Source organism: Bacillota bacterium (assembly GCA_040754675.1).
Lineage (GTDB): Bacteria > Bacillota > Limnochordia > Limnochordales > Geochordaceae > Geochorda.
Genome location: JBFMCJ010000039.1, coordinates 1 through 15,638 on the forward strand (window position 1 = coordinate 1; position 15,638 = coordinate 15,638).

Below are 15,638 nucleotides of genomic sequence, written 5' to 3' on the forward strand. Positions count from 1 at the left end.
TGAGGTGGCCGTGGCGTCTGCGCACCGCACCCCGGAACGCGTCCAACGGTGGGCCAGCACCGCCGCCGGACGCGGCCTCAAGGTCATCATCGCCGGCGCCGGTGGCGCGGCGCACCTTCCGGGGGTCATTGCGGCCTGGACGCCGCTTCCTGTCATCGGTGTACCCATCGCCGCGTCGCTCGAAGGCCTCGACGCCCTGCTGAGCATCGCCCAGATGCCGCCGGGGGTGCCAGTGGCGGCCGTGGGCGTCAACGGCGCTCGCAATGCGGCGCTGCTGGCAGCAGAAATCCTCGCCCTGTCCGACCCGGCGCTGGCCGAGCGGCTGCAAGCATTCCGGCGCGAGCAGGGGGAGAAGGTTGCCGAACGGGAACGCCGGCTGCTCGCCGCTCTCGAAAGCAACGCTTCGGGCGCGGGGGGCGATGCCCGGTGATCAACCGCTACACCCGCCCGGCCATGGCCGCGCTCTGGTCCCAGGAAAACCAGTACCGCCGGTGGCTCGAGGTGGAGCTGCTCGCCGCCGAGGCCTGGGCCGAACTCGGCCGGGTTCCTCGCGATGCAGCCCGCCGCCTGCGCCAGCAGGCCGCGTTGTCCGTCGAACGCATCCGGGAGCTTGAGCGGGTCACCGATCACGAACTCATCGCGTTCTTGCAGGCCGTCTCGGAAACGGTCGGGGACGACGCCCGCCACCTGCACCTGGGGCTGACGTCGTCCGACGTCATGGACACCGCGCTGGCATCGCTTGCGGCCGAGGCCATGGACCACGTCATCCGGGGCGTTGAGCGCCTGCGCCGGGCGGTGGCCCAACAAGCGGTGAAGTACCGCTCCACGCCGATGATCGGCCGCACGCACGGGGTTCACGCCGAACCCATCACGTTCGGCCTGAAACTGGCCCGGTGGTGGGACCAGCTCGGCCGCGACCTCGAGCGTCTGCGGCAGGCCCGAAGCGCTATCGCGGTCGGCAAGATCTCCGGGGCCGTCGGAAGTTTTGCGCACGTCGATCCGTTCGTCGAGGCGTACGTCTGCGAACGCCTGGGCCTGCGCCCGGCTCCCATTTCGAGCCAGGTGGTGGCTCGCGACCGCCACGCCGAGGCGGCCGCTGCCCTGGCCATTCTGGGCGCCAGCCTGGAAAACTTCGCCACCGAGGTCCGCCTGATGCAGCAGACCGAGGTCGGCGAACTGGAGGAGCCCTTCCCGGCGGGCCAGCGCGGCTCGTCGGCCATGCCCCACAAGCGCAACCCGATGCGCTCTGAACGCATCGCAGGCCTGGCCCGGCTCATGCGGGGCTATGCCGCTTCGGCGTTTGAGAACGTGGCGCTGTGGCACGAGCGGGACATCTCCCACAGTTCAACGGAGCGGGTGTGGCTTGCCGACGCCACCACGCTGGCGGACTACATGCTGGATCTGTTCACCCGGATCGTGGAAAACTGGCGCGTCTACCCCGAACGCATGCGGGCCAACATCGACGCCACGGGCGGCCTCATCTTCTCCGAACGCGTCATGCTGGCCCTCGTCGAAGCCGGCATGAGCCGCGAGGAAGCCTATACCCGCGTACAGGCCCACGCCATGGCGGCCAGGGATGCGGCGTCAGCGGCCGGCAGGGCGTCGGTTCCTCCAACATTCAAAGACCGCATCCTTTCCGACCCCGAACTCATTGCCGCGGCAGGCCGCCTTCGCCTGGAAGCCGCATTCGAACTTTCCGCCTTTCTCGAGCGGGTGGACACCATCTTTGAACGCCTTGGAATTGATGGCCTGACCGGTCCAGAGGACCGGGTGCCTCAAGAAGGGGGAGCACCATGAACACTGCGGAACCGATCTGGCGACCGCAGGGGGAGGAAGTTCCGGCCGACCCGGTGCGTGCAGGCCGGCTGGTGCACCGGGGCAAGGTGAAAGCGGTCTACGAAGTGGAGGGTCACCCGGCGCTTCGCCTCATCGACTTCACGGACGAGGCGACGGCGTTCGACGGGACGAAGCGGGCCGTCATCGCCGGCAAGGGTGAGGCGAATGCGGCCATTTCGGCGGCGTTCTTCCGGGCGCTGGAGCGGGCTGGCGTGCCCACGCACTTCGTGCGGCTGGAGTCGCCCACCGTCATGCTGGCGCGGGCGGTGGAGATCATCCCGCTGGAAGTGGTCGTGCGCAACCGGGTCGCCGGAAGCCTGGCCAACCGGCTGGGGCTCGAAGAGGGGACGCCGCTGCGCCGCCCCGTGCTAGAACTCTTCTACAAGAACGATGCGCTCCACGACCCGTGGGTGAACGCCCACCACGCCGAGGCGCTGGGCTGGGCGAGCGCCGAGGAGCTCCAGCAGCTCGAACACCTGGCGTTCGAGGCGAACCGGGCGATGCGGGAGCTTGCCCTGCGCGCCGGCCTTGAACTCATCGACTTCAAGCTGGAGTTCGGCCGCAGCGTACAGGCCGGGCGGGGCGGGCAGGCCGGGGCAGCACTGCTGCTGGCCGACGAGATCTCGCCGGACACCTGCCGCTTCTGGGACGTGGCCAGCGCCGACCGCATGGACAAGGACCGCTTCCGCCGCGACCTCGGGCGGGTCGAAGAGACGTATGCCGAGGTGCGGCGGCGCATCGAGGAGGCGGCGCGGTGTCTCGATACACCGTCTACGTCCACGTGATGCCCCGGCGGGGGGTGCTCGACCCGCCCGGGGAGGCGACGCGAAGTGCCCTGCAGGCGCTGGGCTTCGCCGAAGTGGCTGCGGTGCGGATCGGCCGGCGCATCGCCGTGGAAGTCGAAGCCGAAAGCGAGAGCCAGGCCCTGGAGAGGGTACGAGCCATGGCGGATCGCCTGCTGGCGAACCCGGTCGTGGAGGAGTTCGAGCTTTCGTTGAACGGCGCCGTCCCCGGCGCCCCGGCCGCGGTAGGCGCAGCACGGGCCCAGGGGCGGCCGGGCGGCCGGCCGGAGGCGCGCGCCAACCGATGAGCACGGCCACGGTCGGCGTCGTGACGTTCCCGGGCACCAACTGCGATCGGGACGTCATCCACGCCATCAACCGCGCCGCCGGCCCGGAGGCGGGGCTCGCGGCGATCCCGGTCTGGCACGAGGAGGAGGACCTGTCGGGCATCGATGCTGTCGTGCTGCCCGGTGGATTCTCGTACGGGGATTACCTGCGCACCGGCGCCATCGCCCGGTTCGCGCCGGTGATGCGGACAGTGGCGCAGCGCGCGCGGGCCGGTATGCCCGTCCTGGGGATCTGCAACGGCTTCCAGATCCTGCTGGAAGCCGGACTTCTGCCTGGGGCCATGCGGCGCAACCGCACGCTGCGGTTCATCTGCCGGCCTGTCAGGGTCCGCGTGGAGCGGACCGACACGCCTTTCACGGGGCTCTATCGCCGGGGCGAGGTTTTGACCCTGCCCATCGCCCACTATGAAGGCAACTATTTCGCCTGGCCGGAAGAGCTGGACGTGATTGAAACCCGGGGGCAGGTCGCTTTCCGCTACTGCGGCCCTCAGGGGCAGGATGCCAGGCAATTCGACGAGTTCAACCCCAACGGGTCGGCGGGCGCCGTGGCGGGCCTGACCAACCCGCAGGGCAACGTGCTGGGCCTCATGCCCCACCCGGAACGGGCGTCTGAAGCCGTACTGGGCAGCGACGACGGGCTGCGGATGTGGCTGTCGCTGGGCGAGTGGCTGCGTTCGAGGGCCGCAGCCCGGGAGGTCGTTGCCGGTGGCCGCTGAGAGCGTCCTGACAGCGCCCGTGGACTGGCCTGGAGACCCGCCCACCCGATCCATCGAGGCCGGCGGGCGGTGGCGTGACCTGGGGCTGACGGACGAGGAGTTCAGGCGGATCCGGACCGAACTGGACCGGGCGCCGACCTGGACAGAACTGGGAATGTTCTCCGTCTCCTGGTCCGAACACTGCGCCTACAAGCACTCCAAAGAAGCGCTCAAGCGGCTTCCGGCCAGGGGCCCCCGCCTGCTCATGGGCCCCGGCGAGAGCGCCGGCATCATCGACACCGGCGGCGGGTGGGCCGTCGCGGTGCGGCTGGAGTCGCACAACCACCCCTCGTACGTGGAGCCCTATCAGGGCGCCGCCACGGGGGTGGGCGGCATCGTTCGTGACGTGCTGGCGGCAGGCGCCCGCCCGGTGGCGCTGCTCAACTCGCTGCGCTTCGGACGCCCCGAGGATTCGCCCACAAACCGCTACCTCTTGCGCGAGGTCGTCGCCGGCATCGCCGGGTACGGCAACGCCATCGGCGTGCCGACCGTAGGCGGGGAGGTGGCGTTCGAGCCCTGCTACGACACCAACCCCCTGGTGAACGTCATGTGCGTGGGGCTGGTACGGGCCAACCGGGTGGCCAGGGCGCGGGCGGAAGGCGCCGGCAACCGGGTCTACCTCGTCGGTTCCCGGACCGGCCGGGACGGCATCCACGGGGCGGGGCTGCTCGCCTCCCGGACGTTGCGGGCGGACGAGGGCGGCGAGCAGCGGCCGAGGGTTCAGGTGGGCGACCCGTTCACCGAGAAGCTGCTCATCGAGGCGTGCCTGGAGGCCCTGGAGACCGGCGCGGTCGTGGGGATCCAGGATCTCGGGGCGGCCGGCATCACGGCGGCCGCATCTGAACTTGCTGCCCGCGCCGGGACGGGCATCGACATCGACCTCGACAGGGTGCCGCGCCGTGAGGAAGGCATGACCCCGTTCGAGGTGATGCTCTCCGAATCCCAGGAACGCATGATGCTGGTGGTGCAGGCCGGGCGCGAGGCCGAGGTGGAACGCATTTTCTCCCGCTGGCGCCTGCCCGCGGCGCCCATCGGCACGGTGACCCGGACAGGCCGGCTGCGGGTATGGGCCGAGGGGCAGCTCGTGGCCGACGTGCCGGCGCAGTTTCTCGCCGACGGAGCGCCACGCTACCCGGCGCCTGAACCGAGACGCCCCCCCGCGAAGGCAGAGCAGGCAGATGCTGCCTCAGCCAGGCAGGATGGGAATCCAGAGGCCGCAAGCGCCCGAGCCCTGGATGTACCGGCCGCAGGGCCCTCGCTTCGCACGTGGGTCACCCGCCGGCTGGCCGCGCAGCTCTCGTCCCCGGACCAGGGCAGCCGGGCCTGGATCTACGAGCAGTTCGACCACATGGTTGGCGTGCGCACGGTCCTGCCGCCCGGGCACGACGCGGCGGTTGTGCGGGTGGTGGAGGCGGGCGGAGACGGCCTGGAGCTTCCGCTCGTGGCCCTGTCGGTTGACGGCGCCGAATGGCTGGCCGCGTGGAGCCCTTACGCCGCCGGGTGCGAGGCCGTACTGGAAGGCGCCCGCAACGTGGCCGCCGCCGGGGCGCAGCCGGCCGGCATCACCAACGGGCTCAACCTGGGCAACCCCGAGCGGCCGGAGGTCATGCAGGCGCTCGCCGACCTCGTGGCCGGAATGGCCGACGCCTGTTCGGCGCTGGGCATCCCCGTCACGGGGGGCAACGTCTCCCTTTACAACGAGACGGTTGCGGGGGGATCAGGGAGTGAGACCGCCGCGGGGTCGAAGCCGGCCTCAGGCCCGGCTCGGCGGCGCGCAATCCTCCCCACGGCCATCGTGGGCATGGTGGGGCTCATCCACGGCAGACGGCCGGTGCCCTCTGGCTTTCAGCGCCCCGGGGACGTGGTGCTGCTCATCGGGCGGCCGTCTTTGTACCTGAAGCCCGAGGAGTGGGAAGCCGACCTGCGGTTCGAGGCGCGCGCCGGGGCGTTCGTGGCCGAAGCCGGGCGGAAGGGGCTTCTGCGTTCGTGCCACGACGTGGGGCGGGCAGGCCTCGCGCAGGCCCTTTGCGAGGCGGCGTTCGCTGCTGCCCGCGGGGCGGACGGCTTTGAGGTGGAACTGCCGGAGCTTTCGCGTTCGCTGGAGGCGCTGCTCTTCGGTGCGGGCGGGCCTGCGTGGATCGCCTCGGCAACGCCCGAAGCCCTGCCCGAGCTCGAGATGCTGGCTGCCCGATACGACATCGAGGGGCTCGGCGCCTCGGAGGGCGGCGGCACGCCATGCCCCGTGGCGGTGCGGGTGATCGGGCGCGTGGTCCCGGGCAGGCTCAAGCTGTCGGCAGCGGGGCGGGGCGTTTGCCTGGACGAGCCGACGGCTCACCTGCGTTCAGGCTGGCAGCATGCGCTGGAGGAGGCGACCCGGCCGTGAGGCGGAGGCGGGCCCGTCTGCTGGGGCAGGGGCGGCGGGAGGCTGTGGATCAGTGCGGCGTGGTGGCGGTCGTCGGGCACCCGGAGGCCGCCTCGGTGGCGCAGTGGGGGCTGCTTGCCCTTCAGCACCGCGGCCAGGAGAGCGCGGGCATCGCGTCGATGGACGGCCACGGGCGGGCTTACCTGCACCGGGGCATGGGGCTCGTCTCCGACGTGCTGAGCCGTGAGCAGCTCGCGCACCTCCCCGGCCACGTCGCCATCGGCCACGTGCGCTACTCCACCACCGGCGCATCCCGCCTGGAGAATGCCCAGCCGATCCTTAGCCGGTTCAGGGGGCGGTTTTTGGCCGTGGCCCACAACGGCAACTTCGTGAACGCTGCGGCGCTTCGCAATCAGCTCGAGGAGGGCGGCGCCATCTTCCAGACCACGACCGACACGGAGGTCGTTTCGCACCTGGTGGCGCGTCACGGCGGGCCGGCCGAAGCGGCACTGGTGGCGGCCGCCCGGCAGATCGCCGGTGCCTGGGCGCTGGTCCTGCTCGACCCCGGCGGGGTGCTGGTGGCGCGGGACCCTCTGGGCATCCGACCCCTGAGCCTCGGCGTGGCGACAAACCCCGACAACGGCCGGCCGGTGTGGGTGGCCGCCTCGGAGACCTGTGCCCTGGATTCGGTGGGGGCGTCGTGGGTCCGGGACGTTGAACCCGGCGAAGTCGCACGCATTGACGAGCACGGCATTCGCACGGTGGCAAGGCTCCACGCGGCCGCCGGCGAGGCGGGCGGGCTGTGTGCGTTCGAGGTCATCTACCTGGCGCGCCCGGATTCGGTGCTGTTCAACGAGAGCGTTCACGCCCTGCGCAAGGAGATGGGGCGGGCGCTGGCCCGGGAGCACCCCGCGCCGGGCGACCTGGTAACGGGCGTTCCCGACTCCAGCCTGTCGGCGGCCATGGGGTATGCCGAACAGCTTGGCCTTCCGTTCGAGATGGGGCTCATCCGCAACCGCTACATCGGACGCACCTTCATCCAGCCGGCGCAGGGGCAGCGGCGGCTGGCGGTCAACGCCAAGCTCAATGCGGTGCGCAAGGTGGTCGAGGGGCGTCGGGTGGTGCTGGTGGACGACTCCATCGTTCGGGGCACCACCGCCCGCCGCATCGTGGAGCTGTTGCGCCAGGCGGGCGCCACCGAGGTTCACGTGCGAATCGCCTCGCCGCCGTACCGGTTCCCCTGCCATTACGGCGTGGACACGGCCCGCCGCGACGAACTCATCGCCTCGGAGCACTCCGTCGAGGCCATCCGGCAGGCGATTGGCGCCGATAGCCTGGCCTTCCTGTCGCTGGAGAGGCTGCTGAGGGTGCTGGGCGGGCCGGCTTGCGTGGCGTGTTTTACCGGGCGGTACCCGGTCCCGGTTGAGGGCGCCTCCGACAAGCTCGCCCTGGAGCCGGCACGACAAACGGGTACGGCAGGCCCGGCGCGGTAGGGAGAAGAGAGAGGCGTGGAAAGCTCGCAGTACCGTGAGGCGGGGGTTGACCTGGAGAGGAAAGGCGACCTCGTCCGCCGCCTGGAGAGCCTGGCCCGTTCCACCGGCCGCCCCGGGGTGCTGGAAGGGGTCGGCGGCTTTGCGGGGCTGCTGGCGCTGCGGGAAGCGGCGCCCGGCGCGCGGGACCCGGTGCTCGTGGCGGGCGCCGATGGCGTCGGTACCAAGCTGAAGCTCACGGCATCCCTCGGCCGGCACAGGGTGGCCGGCATCGACTGCGTGGCCATGTGCGTGAACGACGTGCTCTCGGCCGGCGGCGAGCCGCTTTTTTTGCTGGACTACCTGGCGATGCCGCGGCTTGACGAGGCGGTGGCCGCCGCCATCGTGGAGGGCATAGCGGAGGGCTGCCGGGAGGCCGGCTGCGTCCTGCTCGGTGGAGAGACCGCCGAGATGCCGGGGTTTTACGCAGAAGGCGAATACGAGCTGGCGGGCTTCTGCGTCGGGGTGGCCGAACGCGCCCGGCTCGGGACGGCAGGCTCGCCCTCGGGGCAGGCTCGGCCGGGAGACGTGCTGGTAGGCCTGGCCTCGTCGGGCCTGCATTCCAACGGGTTCTCGCTGGTGCGCCGGGTGCTGGCTGCATCGGGGGCCGACCTGGCGGCTCCGGTTCCCTGGGAGCAGGCGCCAGCGCGGAGCCTGGGCGAGGCGCTCACCGAACCGACACGCATTTACGTAAAGCCGGTCAGGGCGCTGGCGTCGGCCGTGGACGTGCACGCCCTTGCCCACATCACCGGCGGAGGGATGCCGGACAACCTGGCCCGCGTGCTGCCCCCGGGCACCCGGGCGGTGGTTCACCGCGGCCGGTGGCCGGAGCCGCCGGTGTTCGGCTGGGTCCAGGGGACGGGCGGGATCGGCACCGAGGAAATGTTCCGGGTGTTCAACATGGGGATCGGGATGGTCGCCGCCGTAAGGGCCGCGGACGCCGAGGCGGCGGTGGCCATCCTGCAGGCCGCCGGCCAGGCGGCGTGGATTATCGGCACCGTCGAGGAAGTCGGGGCCGTGGAGGCCCGGCTGGCGGCCATGCCCTCGCCTTTCGGTAGCGCAGCCCCCGAGCGCGGGGTGCCTGCCCGCCGCCTGCGGTTCGGCCCCTCGGCCAAGCGCCCGTCGCCCGGAGGGTGGGTCGAAATTGTGGAGGGTTGACGCGGGCCGGGACGTGTCGCCGGCGGCTCCCCTGCGGCTCGGGGTGCTGGCCTCGGGACGCGGCACGAACCTGCAGGCCATCCTGGACGCCTGCCGGCGGGGCGAACTTCCGGCGCGGGTCGTGCTGGTCTTGTCGGACCGCCCCAATGCCCCCGCACTCGAACGGGCGCGCCTGGCAGGCGTGCCCGCGGAGCATGTGAGCCCGCGTCACTTCCCGGACAGGGAGGCCTTTGACCTCCACGTGGCCGGCCGGCTGGAGGCGGCGGGCGTAGAGCTGGTGTGCCTCGCCGGGTTCATGCGCATCCTGAGCCCGGCGTTCGTCGAGCGGTTCCGGCACCGGATCCTGAATGTTCATCCATCGCTCCTGCCGGCCTTTCCGGGCAAGGAGGCCCAGCGCCAGGCGCTCGAATACGGCGTGAAGGTGGCGGGGTGCACGGTGCATCTGGTGGACGAGGGCGTGGACAGCGGGCCCATCGTGCTGCAGGCCGCGGTGGCCGTCCACGAGGACGACACCGAGGAGAGCCTGAGTGCCCGCATCCTGGAGCATGAGCACCGCCTGTACGTGGAGGTCATTCGCCTCTTTGCCGAGCGCCGCCTTGCCCTTGACGGGCGGCGGGTCCGCATCCTTCCTCCCCCGCTGCCGCGCCAGGCACCTGCCGCCGGGGTGGCCCGGCCCAGAGTCGTCTCCGATGTACCCGACACGCACCCGGAGGTGCCGGCGTGAGAGGGGCAGCCTTGCCGGCACGGCCGCGGCCGGCGGCAGGCGGGCGGCCGCCGACCGGGCAGCGATTGCCGCCTGCCCTCGTGGTCGGAAGCGGCGGCCGCGAGCACGCTCTGGCGTGGGCCCTCGAGCGAAGCGGGCGCTTCAGCCGCGTCTGGGTGGCGCCCGGCAACGGGGGGACGCCCCACAACGTACCGGTCGAGCTGGCCGACCCCGGCGCCGTCGATTCCCTCATCGCCTTCGCCCGGGAACAGGACGTGGGCCTCGTCGTGATCGGCCCGGAGGCGCCGCTGGCCGCCGGGATGGCAGACCGCCTGCGGGAGGCGGGGCTGTTCGTGGTGGGGCCGTCTCGAGCCGCGGCGCGCATCGAGTCATCCAAGGCGTTCGCCAAGGTCCTGATGGACCGCGCCGGCGTCCCGACCGCCCCGTTCCGCATTTTCTCAGAGCCGGAGCGGGCGCTGGCGTACGTCCGTAAGGCCGACCGGCCGCTGGTGGTGAAGGCGGACGGGCTCGCCGCCGGGAAGGGCGCGTTAGTCTGCGACACGGCTCGGCAGGCCGCCGAAGCCGTGGAGTCGCTGATGGTGAGGCGGAGCCTGGGCGACGCCGGGCGCACTGTCGTTATCGAGGAGCGCCTTCAGGGCTCCGAACTCTCCATCATGGTCATCACCGACGGCGAACGGGCCGTGGCGCTCCCCCCCGCCCGCGACTACAAGCGCCTCCTGGACGGCGACGCCGGGCCGAACACGGGGGGCATGGGCGCCGTCGCCCCCGTGCGGCTCGCGGGTGCCCGCGCGAACGCCGGCGGCGGCGCCGCCGAGGACCCTGAGGCGCACGTCAGCCTTGAAGACGTCCTCTCCCGCATCGTTTACCCGACGCTGCAGGCCCTGGCAGCGGCAGGGTCGCGCTTTACCGGGATCCTTTACGCCGGACTCATGCTGACGCCGCAGGGCCCGTTCGTGCTGGAGTTCAACTGCAGGGCCGGCGACCCGGAGACCCAGGCCCAGGTGCCGCTGGTTGACCCCGAGAGCCTGGCCGAGGCGCTGATGGCCGCTGCTGGAGTTCCCGGCTTCCGGCTGCCTGATGGCCCCCATGCCCTGTGGCCGCGAGCGGGCGAATCGGAAGCGGAGGTTCGCCACGCAGTCTGCGTCGTGCTGGCTTGCGCCGGGTACCCCGCCAAGTCGCGTACGGGCGATGTGATTGAACGAATGCCGCCGGAGGACTCCGGGGAACAGCCCCGCAGCCTGGTCTTTCACGCCGGAAGTCGCGCAAGACCCGACGGCTGGATTGAGACCGCCGGCGGACGAGTCCTCAACGTCGTCGGGCTGGGAGCCTCCCGCGCAGAGGCTCGCCGCCGCGCCTACGAAACGGCGGCGCGCGTCCACTTCGCCGGGATGCAGTACCGCACCGACATCGGCAAGTAAGGCGAAAACCCAAGCCGTCACAGGTCGCCGAGGCCGACGAGCAAGACACGTTCTTTGCAAGCGCGCTCTTGCAGTTCCGGCGTGAAGCCGGAGCGGCTGAAAAGAGCGTAATGGACGGCCGGCGGTCGCTTCCAGAGGCCGGAAGAGTGGGCGATCAGGTCCCGGGCCTTTTGCTCAAGCTCGGCCAGCACGTTGAGTCCCACCGGGGCCGCCCACCATTTGGCTTCGCCGACCAGGAGTTGGCCGTCTTCCGGGTTCAACGCGACGACGTCGATCTCGGTGGTTCGGTTCCACCAGCGGCCGATACGGGACGGGAGGAACGGCAAGTTGCCCTGGCGCGCCAGCTCCCGCAGATGCTGGCGCGCGATCTCCTCGAACGCCTGCCCCACAAACTCGTTCAGCCTCGGGCGGATGAACCGCTCCAGCACCAGTTCCGGGCCCGCCGTTTCCAGTTCCGTCCGGTAAGGATAGACGAACCGGAACCAGAAGCGCAGGAAGTTGTCCTTCAGCCGGTAGGTACCCCGGCGGCTCCGTTCGGGCGCCGGTTCCGTGGCCGGCACTTCGCGCTCCACCAGGCCCATGGCGCGCAGGATATCGAGGTCCCGGGAAGCTGCGCCGCGATCCGGTCGGTGGGCCGCCTTCGTGATTTCGTTGAGGCGGGTTTTCCCGGTGGCGATGGCGGCGAGCAAGGCAAAGTAATAGGCCGGCTCCCGCAACTCCTGAATGAGAACGAAGCGCGGCTCGTCGAACAGCACGCCGCCCTTCCGCAGCACGTGGCGCACCAGGCCGGATTCCAGGTCGTCCTCACCGACAAACAGGCTCAGATAGGCGGGCATGCCGCCCACAACGGCGTACGCACCGATCCGCCAGGCCGCCTCCCGGGCTGGAAAGAAGCCCGCGGTCTGGCGGAATGTCATGGGCTCCAGTTGGTACTGGCCCGTCCGGCGGCCGAAAAGGGGGCTTTTGTGCCCCAGGAGTTCTCGTTCCATGAAGCTGACGAGCGACCCACAGAGGACGAGCTTCAGGCGGGTGTGCCGGAGTGTCTCGTCCCACAGTCGCTGGAGAACGGAAAGCAGGGACTTGTCGCCCTCGACCAGGTAAGGAACCTCGTCGAGGATGATGAGAAGAGGCTCAGCAGCGGCCGTCTGTCCAACGAATCGGAACACGGCGTCCCACGAAGGGAAGCTGAAGGTCTCCGGCGCCTCGCCGTGAACCAGCGCCCAGGTTCGTCGCGAGAACTCCCCAAGGTGTACGGCCGGAGGCGCCTGGTCGGCGACGAGGAAGATATGCCTCTTTTCGCCTGCGAAGCGGCGCAGCAGTTCGGTCTTGCCCACGCGCCGGCGGCCGTAAAGGATAAAAAGGGAGGCACCGGGCGTTCGGTACTGCTCCTCGAGCAGGTTGAGTTCGTATTCGCGATCAACGAAGGCCCGCGAAACGTCCGGGGCCATGGTGGGGGGTCCTCTCGTTCCTATAGCTTGATTAGTCTAATCAGGATTATACTATCTTCAGTGCTGTGGGGCCTTCAAGACTCCGTCAACCCGCTGACCGATTCCCCCTTCGACCGGCTGGCCCGGACCATCGGAGAGGCGCAGAGACAGGCTTACACCGAATTCATGGCCGAGCTTGTCGCCCGTCACGGGCAACGGCAGCGGATCCCGGTGGCGTGGCTGTACGGTGTCCGGGAGATTCGCCCGGGCCACCTCGTTCAAGTCAGCGGACGGATCTGACCCTGCCGGAAGGTCTGGGCTGCCTCGCCCCGAACGGCGCCGTCTGCATCGGTGACGTCAACTGACGCCGGGCCCGGTGGCAGCGGGGGCAGGGGGCTCGGTTCGCCAGTAAAGCCCGCGCTCCCGCTGCATCAGGCGGCTCATGATAAGCTCCCGGCGCAGCGTCGCAAAGTCCGGGTGATAGCGCTTGATGATCTCGTTCACCTCGGCCTCCCTGTAGCGCACGCCCGGCGTAAACCGGCCGGCGAGCCACCGCAGGATGACGTCCCGCTTCTTGCGGCTGGCCGGGATCTCCTTGAGCCGGCCGTTCGCGAAGAGGTCCCGGAGCACCTTTCGCTCCCAGGCGTCCCCCTCGATCTGCGGTGAGAGGGAGACCACCGCTTCGGGCGAAAAGAACTCCCTCGACAGGCGCTGCAGGGTCTCGGCCTCGAGGAAGTAGACGTGAGAGGTGCCCTCGGGCCGCATGCCTACCAGTTCGGCCCGCCGCAGCACCGCGAGGTGGTGCGAGACGGTGGGTGCCCGAAGGTCGAGCATCGCGGCGAGCTCCTCGACGTTGCGCCTGCCGCCGGCCAGGATGCCCAGGATCTTGAGGCGGCTTTCGTCCGCCAGCGCCTTGAAGACGCGAAGCAGGCTGTGCAAGTGGGGCGATGGCGCGACGCCGGACAGAGAGGTGGACAAGGGGCATCAAGTCCTTCAATAAGTATCTACGTAGATGTGTATCACATAAGTTTGCCCATGACAAGCCGCGATACGCACCGTCAGCCGGTGGCACGGTGGCTAGCCGCTGGTCGCCGGGCTGGGTAGAAAGGAAGGGTGAACCCCGGCCATGCCGAGGCCATACGGGCAGAAATGGAACCTGGACGTCTTCTTCCCCGGGGGTAGCGTTTCGCCCCAGTTTGCAAGCCACCTGGAGTCATTGACCGCCGGACTGGCAGCGCTACGGACCCGAATCGGCGGACTTGCGGCACCCGGGATCGACGCCGCCGGCGAGGACGCGTTCGGCGTCTGGCATTCGGCCGTCGAGGCGATCCAGGAGGTGGCCTCAAGCTTGCAGCAGGCCAGTTCCTTCGCCACGTGTCTGACGGCCCAGGACGTGACGGACGAGCAGGCCCGCCTGCTTGTGGCCCGGCTCTCGCGCCTCCAGGCGGACTTCTCAACGATTCTGACGGATTTCGACCGTCGCCTGCTGGCTTTTCCCGAGCCCGTCTGGCGGGCCATGCTGGAGGACGACCGGTTCCGCCCCGTTGCCTTCGCCCTGGACGAGCAGCGGCGGCGGGCAGCGGAGAAGCTCCCGCCGGACCTGGAAGTGCTGGTGACCGATCTGGCGGTGGACGGCTACTACGCTTGGGGCGACCTCTATGAACTGGTGGCGGGACGCATCACCATCCCCGTCGAAGAGGATGGCCGCACGGTGCACCTGTCGGCAGGTCAGGCGGCCAACCGCCTGCAAACGGCGGACCGGGCCGCCCGCTCCCGCCTGTTCGCTCTGTGGGAGCAGGCGTGGGGCGCCCAGGCCGATCTGCTGGCCTCAGCCCTCAACCACCTGGCGGGCTACCGGCTCAGCGTCTACCGCCACCGGGGCTGGGAGTCGGTACTGAAGGAACCCCTGGACGTCAACCGCATCTCTCAGGCGACGCTCGATGCGATGTGGAGCGCAGTCGAGGAGGGCAAGGAGCGGCTCGTCCCCTACCTGCGGCGCAAAGCTGAATTGCTCGGCGTTGAAGCGCTGTCCTGGCACGACGTGACGGCACCGCTTCCCGCGAGCGAGGGCCAGCCAGACCAGCGCATCCCGTTCGACGAGGCCGCGGAGTTCATCGTGGACCACTTCGCCCGCTTCAGCCCGGACATGGCGAGTCTTGCCGGCCAGGCATTCGAGGAAGGCTGGGTTGAAGCCGAGGACCGCCCTGGCAAGCGGCCGGGTGGGTTTTGCACCACCTTCCCCCTCTCCCGGCAGTCACGCATCTTCACCACCTACGGGGGGACGTCCGACTCGGTACGCACCCTGGCCCACGAACTGGGCCATGCCTACCACTCCCACGTCATGCGCGACCTGCCGGTGCTTGCCCGCAGGTACCCCATGAGCCTGGCCGAAACCGCCTCGACCTTCGCCGAACTCATCGTGCACGACGCCTCGATGGCTCATGCGGCCGACGAACGGGAGCGCCTCGAGCTCCTGGAGCAGAAGCTGCAGCGCGCCGTCACCTTCTTCATGAACATCCATGCGCGCTTCCTCTTCGAGGAGGCGTTTTATGAGGCCCGCCGCAAGGGCCCGCTCGGCGTCGCCGACCTCAACGCCCTGATGCTGGAAGCGCAGAAGGCCGCTTACCGCGGGCTGCTGGGGCAGTACCATCCTCTGTTCTGGGCGTCAAAGCTTCACTTCTACCTCACCCGAACGCCCTTTTACAACTTCCCGTACACCGTCGGCTTCCTCTTCAGCTCCGGCATCTACGCCCGCGCACGCGCCGAGGGCCGCCGCTTTGCGGACAGGTACGTGGCGCTGCTGAAGGATAGCGGGTCCATGACCGTGGAAGACCTGGCTCGCCGCCACCTCGGCGCTGACCTCACCCGAACCGGCTTCTGGCACGAGGCCGTTGAGGAGGCCCTCGCCGGCGTGGACGACTTCCTGCGAGCCACGGGATGAAAAGAGAAGGCCCTCTGGTTTACGCCGCGAGTCCGTCGTGGCCGGGAGGACGGCGGGGCCGTAGCGCACGGACACGGCCCGTCTCACGATTCACGACGTACCACCTGCCGGCGCGATCCCGGTAGAGGCGCCACCCGCGGACAGAGAGCCAGGCCAGCCACCGTACGGGGCGCAGCGTAAGGTACGGCACCGCGCCCGCCCCCCCTTATGCACCGGATGGGCAACCGGGCCGGCGCCTCAGGCCGTAGCCGGCGCATGGGGCGCCGACCCCGGGGTTTCGTTCGGCGGGGCCGGCCTCCCCGTCCTGCAGACTATCGTCGAGATGCTGTCCAGAAATTCTGCGAGCCTGACCCTTTAGG

At 70.1% G+C, this 15,638-nt stretch carries 14 protein-coding genes; 12 read left to right on the forward strand and 2 right to left on the reverse strand.

Going from position 1 to position 15,638, the window contains the following annotated elements:
• From purE to purD, 10 genes are all read left to right on the forward strand, one after another.
• Positions 1-430 (forward strand): 5-(carboxyamino)imidazole ribonucleotide mutase (gene purE, locus AB1609_03995; protein ID MEW6045630.1); only part of this gene is annotated, 430 nt, incomplete at its 5' end.
• The gene (gene purB, locus AB1609_04000) at positions 427-1,797 is read left to right on the forward strand and encodes an adenylosuccinate lyase (GenBank protein MEW6045631.1); all 1,371 of its coding nucleotides are present in this window, start codon (positions 427-429) and stop codon (positions 1,795-1,797) included. The genes purE and purB, both read left to right, overlap by 4 nt.
• Positions 1,794-2,621: a phosphoribosylaminoimidazolesuccinocarboxamide synthase gene (gene purC / locus AB1609_04005; GenBank protein MEW6045632.1), complete on the forward strand. Its 828-nt coding sequence runs from the start codon at positions 1,794-1,796 to the stop codon at positions 2,619-2,621. Before purB ends, purC begins: the two co-directional genes overlap by 4 nt.
• Positions 2,591-2,926 carry a phosphoribosylformylglycinamidine synthase subunit PurS gene (gene purS / locus AB1609_04010; protein MEW6045633.1) on the forward strand — a complete coding sequence of 112 codons (336 nt, stop codon included), beginning with the start codon at positions 2,591-2,593 and terminating at the stop codon, positions 2,924-2,926. Before purC ends, purS begins: the two co-directional genes overlap by 31 nt.
• Positions 2,923-3,681 (forward strand): phosphoribosylformylglycinamidine synthase subunit PurQ, encoded by a 759-nt coding sequence (gene purQ / locus AB1609_04015; protein ID MEW6045634.1) that lies wholly within the window; start codon positions 2,923-2,925, stop codon positions 3,679-3,681. Before purS ends, purQ begins: the two co-directional genes overlap by 4 nt.
• Positions 3,671-6,103, forward strand: a complete 2,433-nt coding sequence (gene purL, locus AB1609_04020; GenBank protein ID MEW6045635.1) for a phosphoribosylformylglycinamidine synthase subunit PurL — start codon at positions 3,671-3,673, stop codon at positions 6,101-6,103. The genes purQ and purL overlap by 11 nt, the downstream gene beginning before the upstream one ends.
• A complete protein-coding gene (gene purF / locus AB1609_04025; GenBank protein MEW6045636.1) occupies positions 6,100-7,575 on the forward strand; it encodes an amidophosphoribosyltransferase in 1,476 nt (491 codons plus the stop codon). Before purL ends, purF begins: the two co-directional genes overlap by 4 nt.
• 15 nt (positions 7,576-7,590) lie before the next feature.
• On the forward strand, positions 7,591-8,769 hold the full coding sequence (gene purM / locus AB1609_04030; GenBank protein MEW6045637.1) for a phosphoribosylformylglycinamidine cyclo-ligase: 1,179 nt from the start codon (positions 7,591-7,593) through the stop codon (positions 8,767-8,769).
• Positions 8,756-9,493: a phosphoribosylglycinamide formyltransferase gene (gene purN / locus AB1609_04035; GenBank protein ID MEW6045638.1), complete on the forward strand. Its 738-nt coding sequence runs from the start codon at positions 8,756-8,758 to the stop codon at positions 9,491-9,493. The genes purM and purN overlap by 14 nt, the downstream gene beginning before the upstream one ends.
• 11 nt (positions 9,494-9,504) lie before the next feature.
• Positions 9,505-10,911: a phosphoribosylamine--glycine ligase gene (gene purD, locus AB1609_04040; protein MEW6045639.1), complete on the forward strand. Its 1,407-nt coding sequence runs from the start codon at positions 9,505-9,507 to the stop codon at positions 10,909-10,911.
• 17 nt (positions 10,912-10,928) lie between these two features.
• On the opposite strand, the gene AB1609_04045 is transcribed toward purD, so the two are convergent.
• Positions 10,929-12,359 carry an ATP-binding protein gene (locus AB1609_04045; GenBank protein MEW6045640.1) on the reverse strand — a complete coding sequence of 477 codons (1,431 nt, stop codon included), beginning with the start codon at positions 12,357-12,359 and terminating at the stop codon, positions 10,929-10,931.
• A 60-nt stretch (positions 12,360-12,419) separates the two neighbouring features.
• On the opposite strand from AB1609_04045, the gene AB1609_04050 reads away from it, so the two are divergent.
• On the forward strand, positions 12,420-12,638 hold the full coding sequence (locus AB1609_04050) for a hypothetical protein (GenBank protein ID MEW6045641.1): 219 nt from the start codon (positions 12,420-12,422) through the stop codon (positions 12,636-12,638).
• Positions 12,639-12,695: 57 nt separating this feature from the next.
• Here the strand turns inward: AB1609_04050 and AB1609_04055 are convergent, their stop codons facing one another.
• Positions 12,696-13,316: a metalloregulator ArsR/SmtB family transcription factor gene (locus AB1609_04055; GenBank protein MEW6045642.1), complete on the reverse strand. Its 621-nt coding sequence runs from the start codon at positions 13,314-13,316 to the stop codon at positions 12,696-12,698.
• 148 nt (positions 13,317-13,464) lie between these two features.
• Between AB1609_04055 and AB1609_04060 the strand changes: the two genes are divergently transcribed.
• A complete protein-coding gene (locus AB1609_04060) occupies positions 13,465-15,279 on the forward strand; it encodes a M3 family oligoendopeptidase (GenBank protein ID MEW6045643.1) in 1,815 nt (604 codons plus the stop codon).
• The last annotated feature ends 359 nt before the right edge of the window (positions 15,280-15,638 follow it).

Excerpts from the sequence above, each read along its gene's own strand:
- purC (MEW6045632.1), top strand. The coding sequence starts at position 1,794 with ATGAACACTGCGGAACCGATCTGGCGACCGCAGGGGGAGGAAGTTCCG.
- purQ (MEW6045634.1), top strand. The coding sequence starts at position 2,923 with ATGAGCACGGCCACGGTCGGCGTCGTGACGTTCCCGGGCACCAACTGC.
- AB1609_04045 (MEW6045640.1), bottom strand. The coding sequence starts at position 12,359 with ATGGCCCCGGACGTTTCGCGGGCCTTCGTTGATCGCGAATACGAACTC.
- AB1609_04060 (MEW6045643.1), top strand. The coding sequence starts at position 13,465 with ATGCCGAGGCCATACGGGCAGAAATGGAACCTGGACGTCTTCTTCCCC.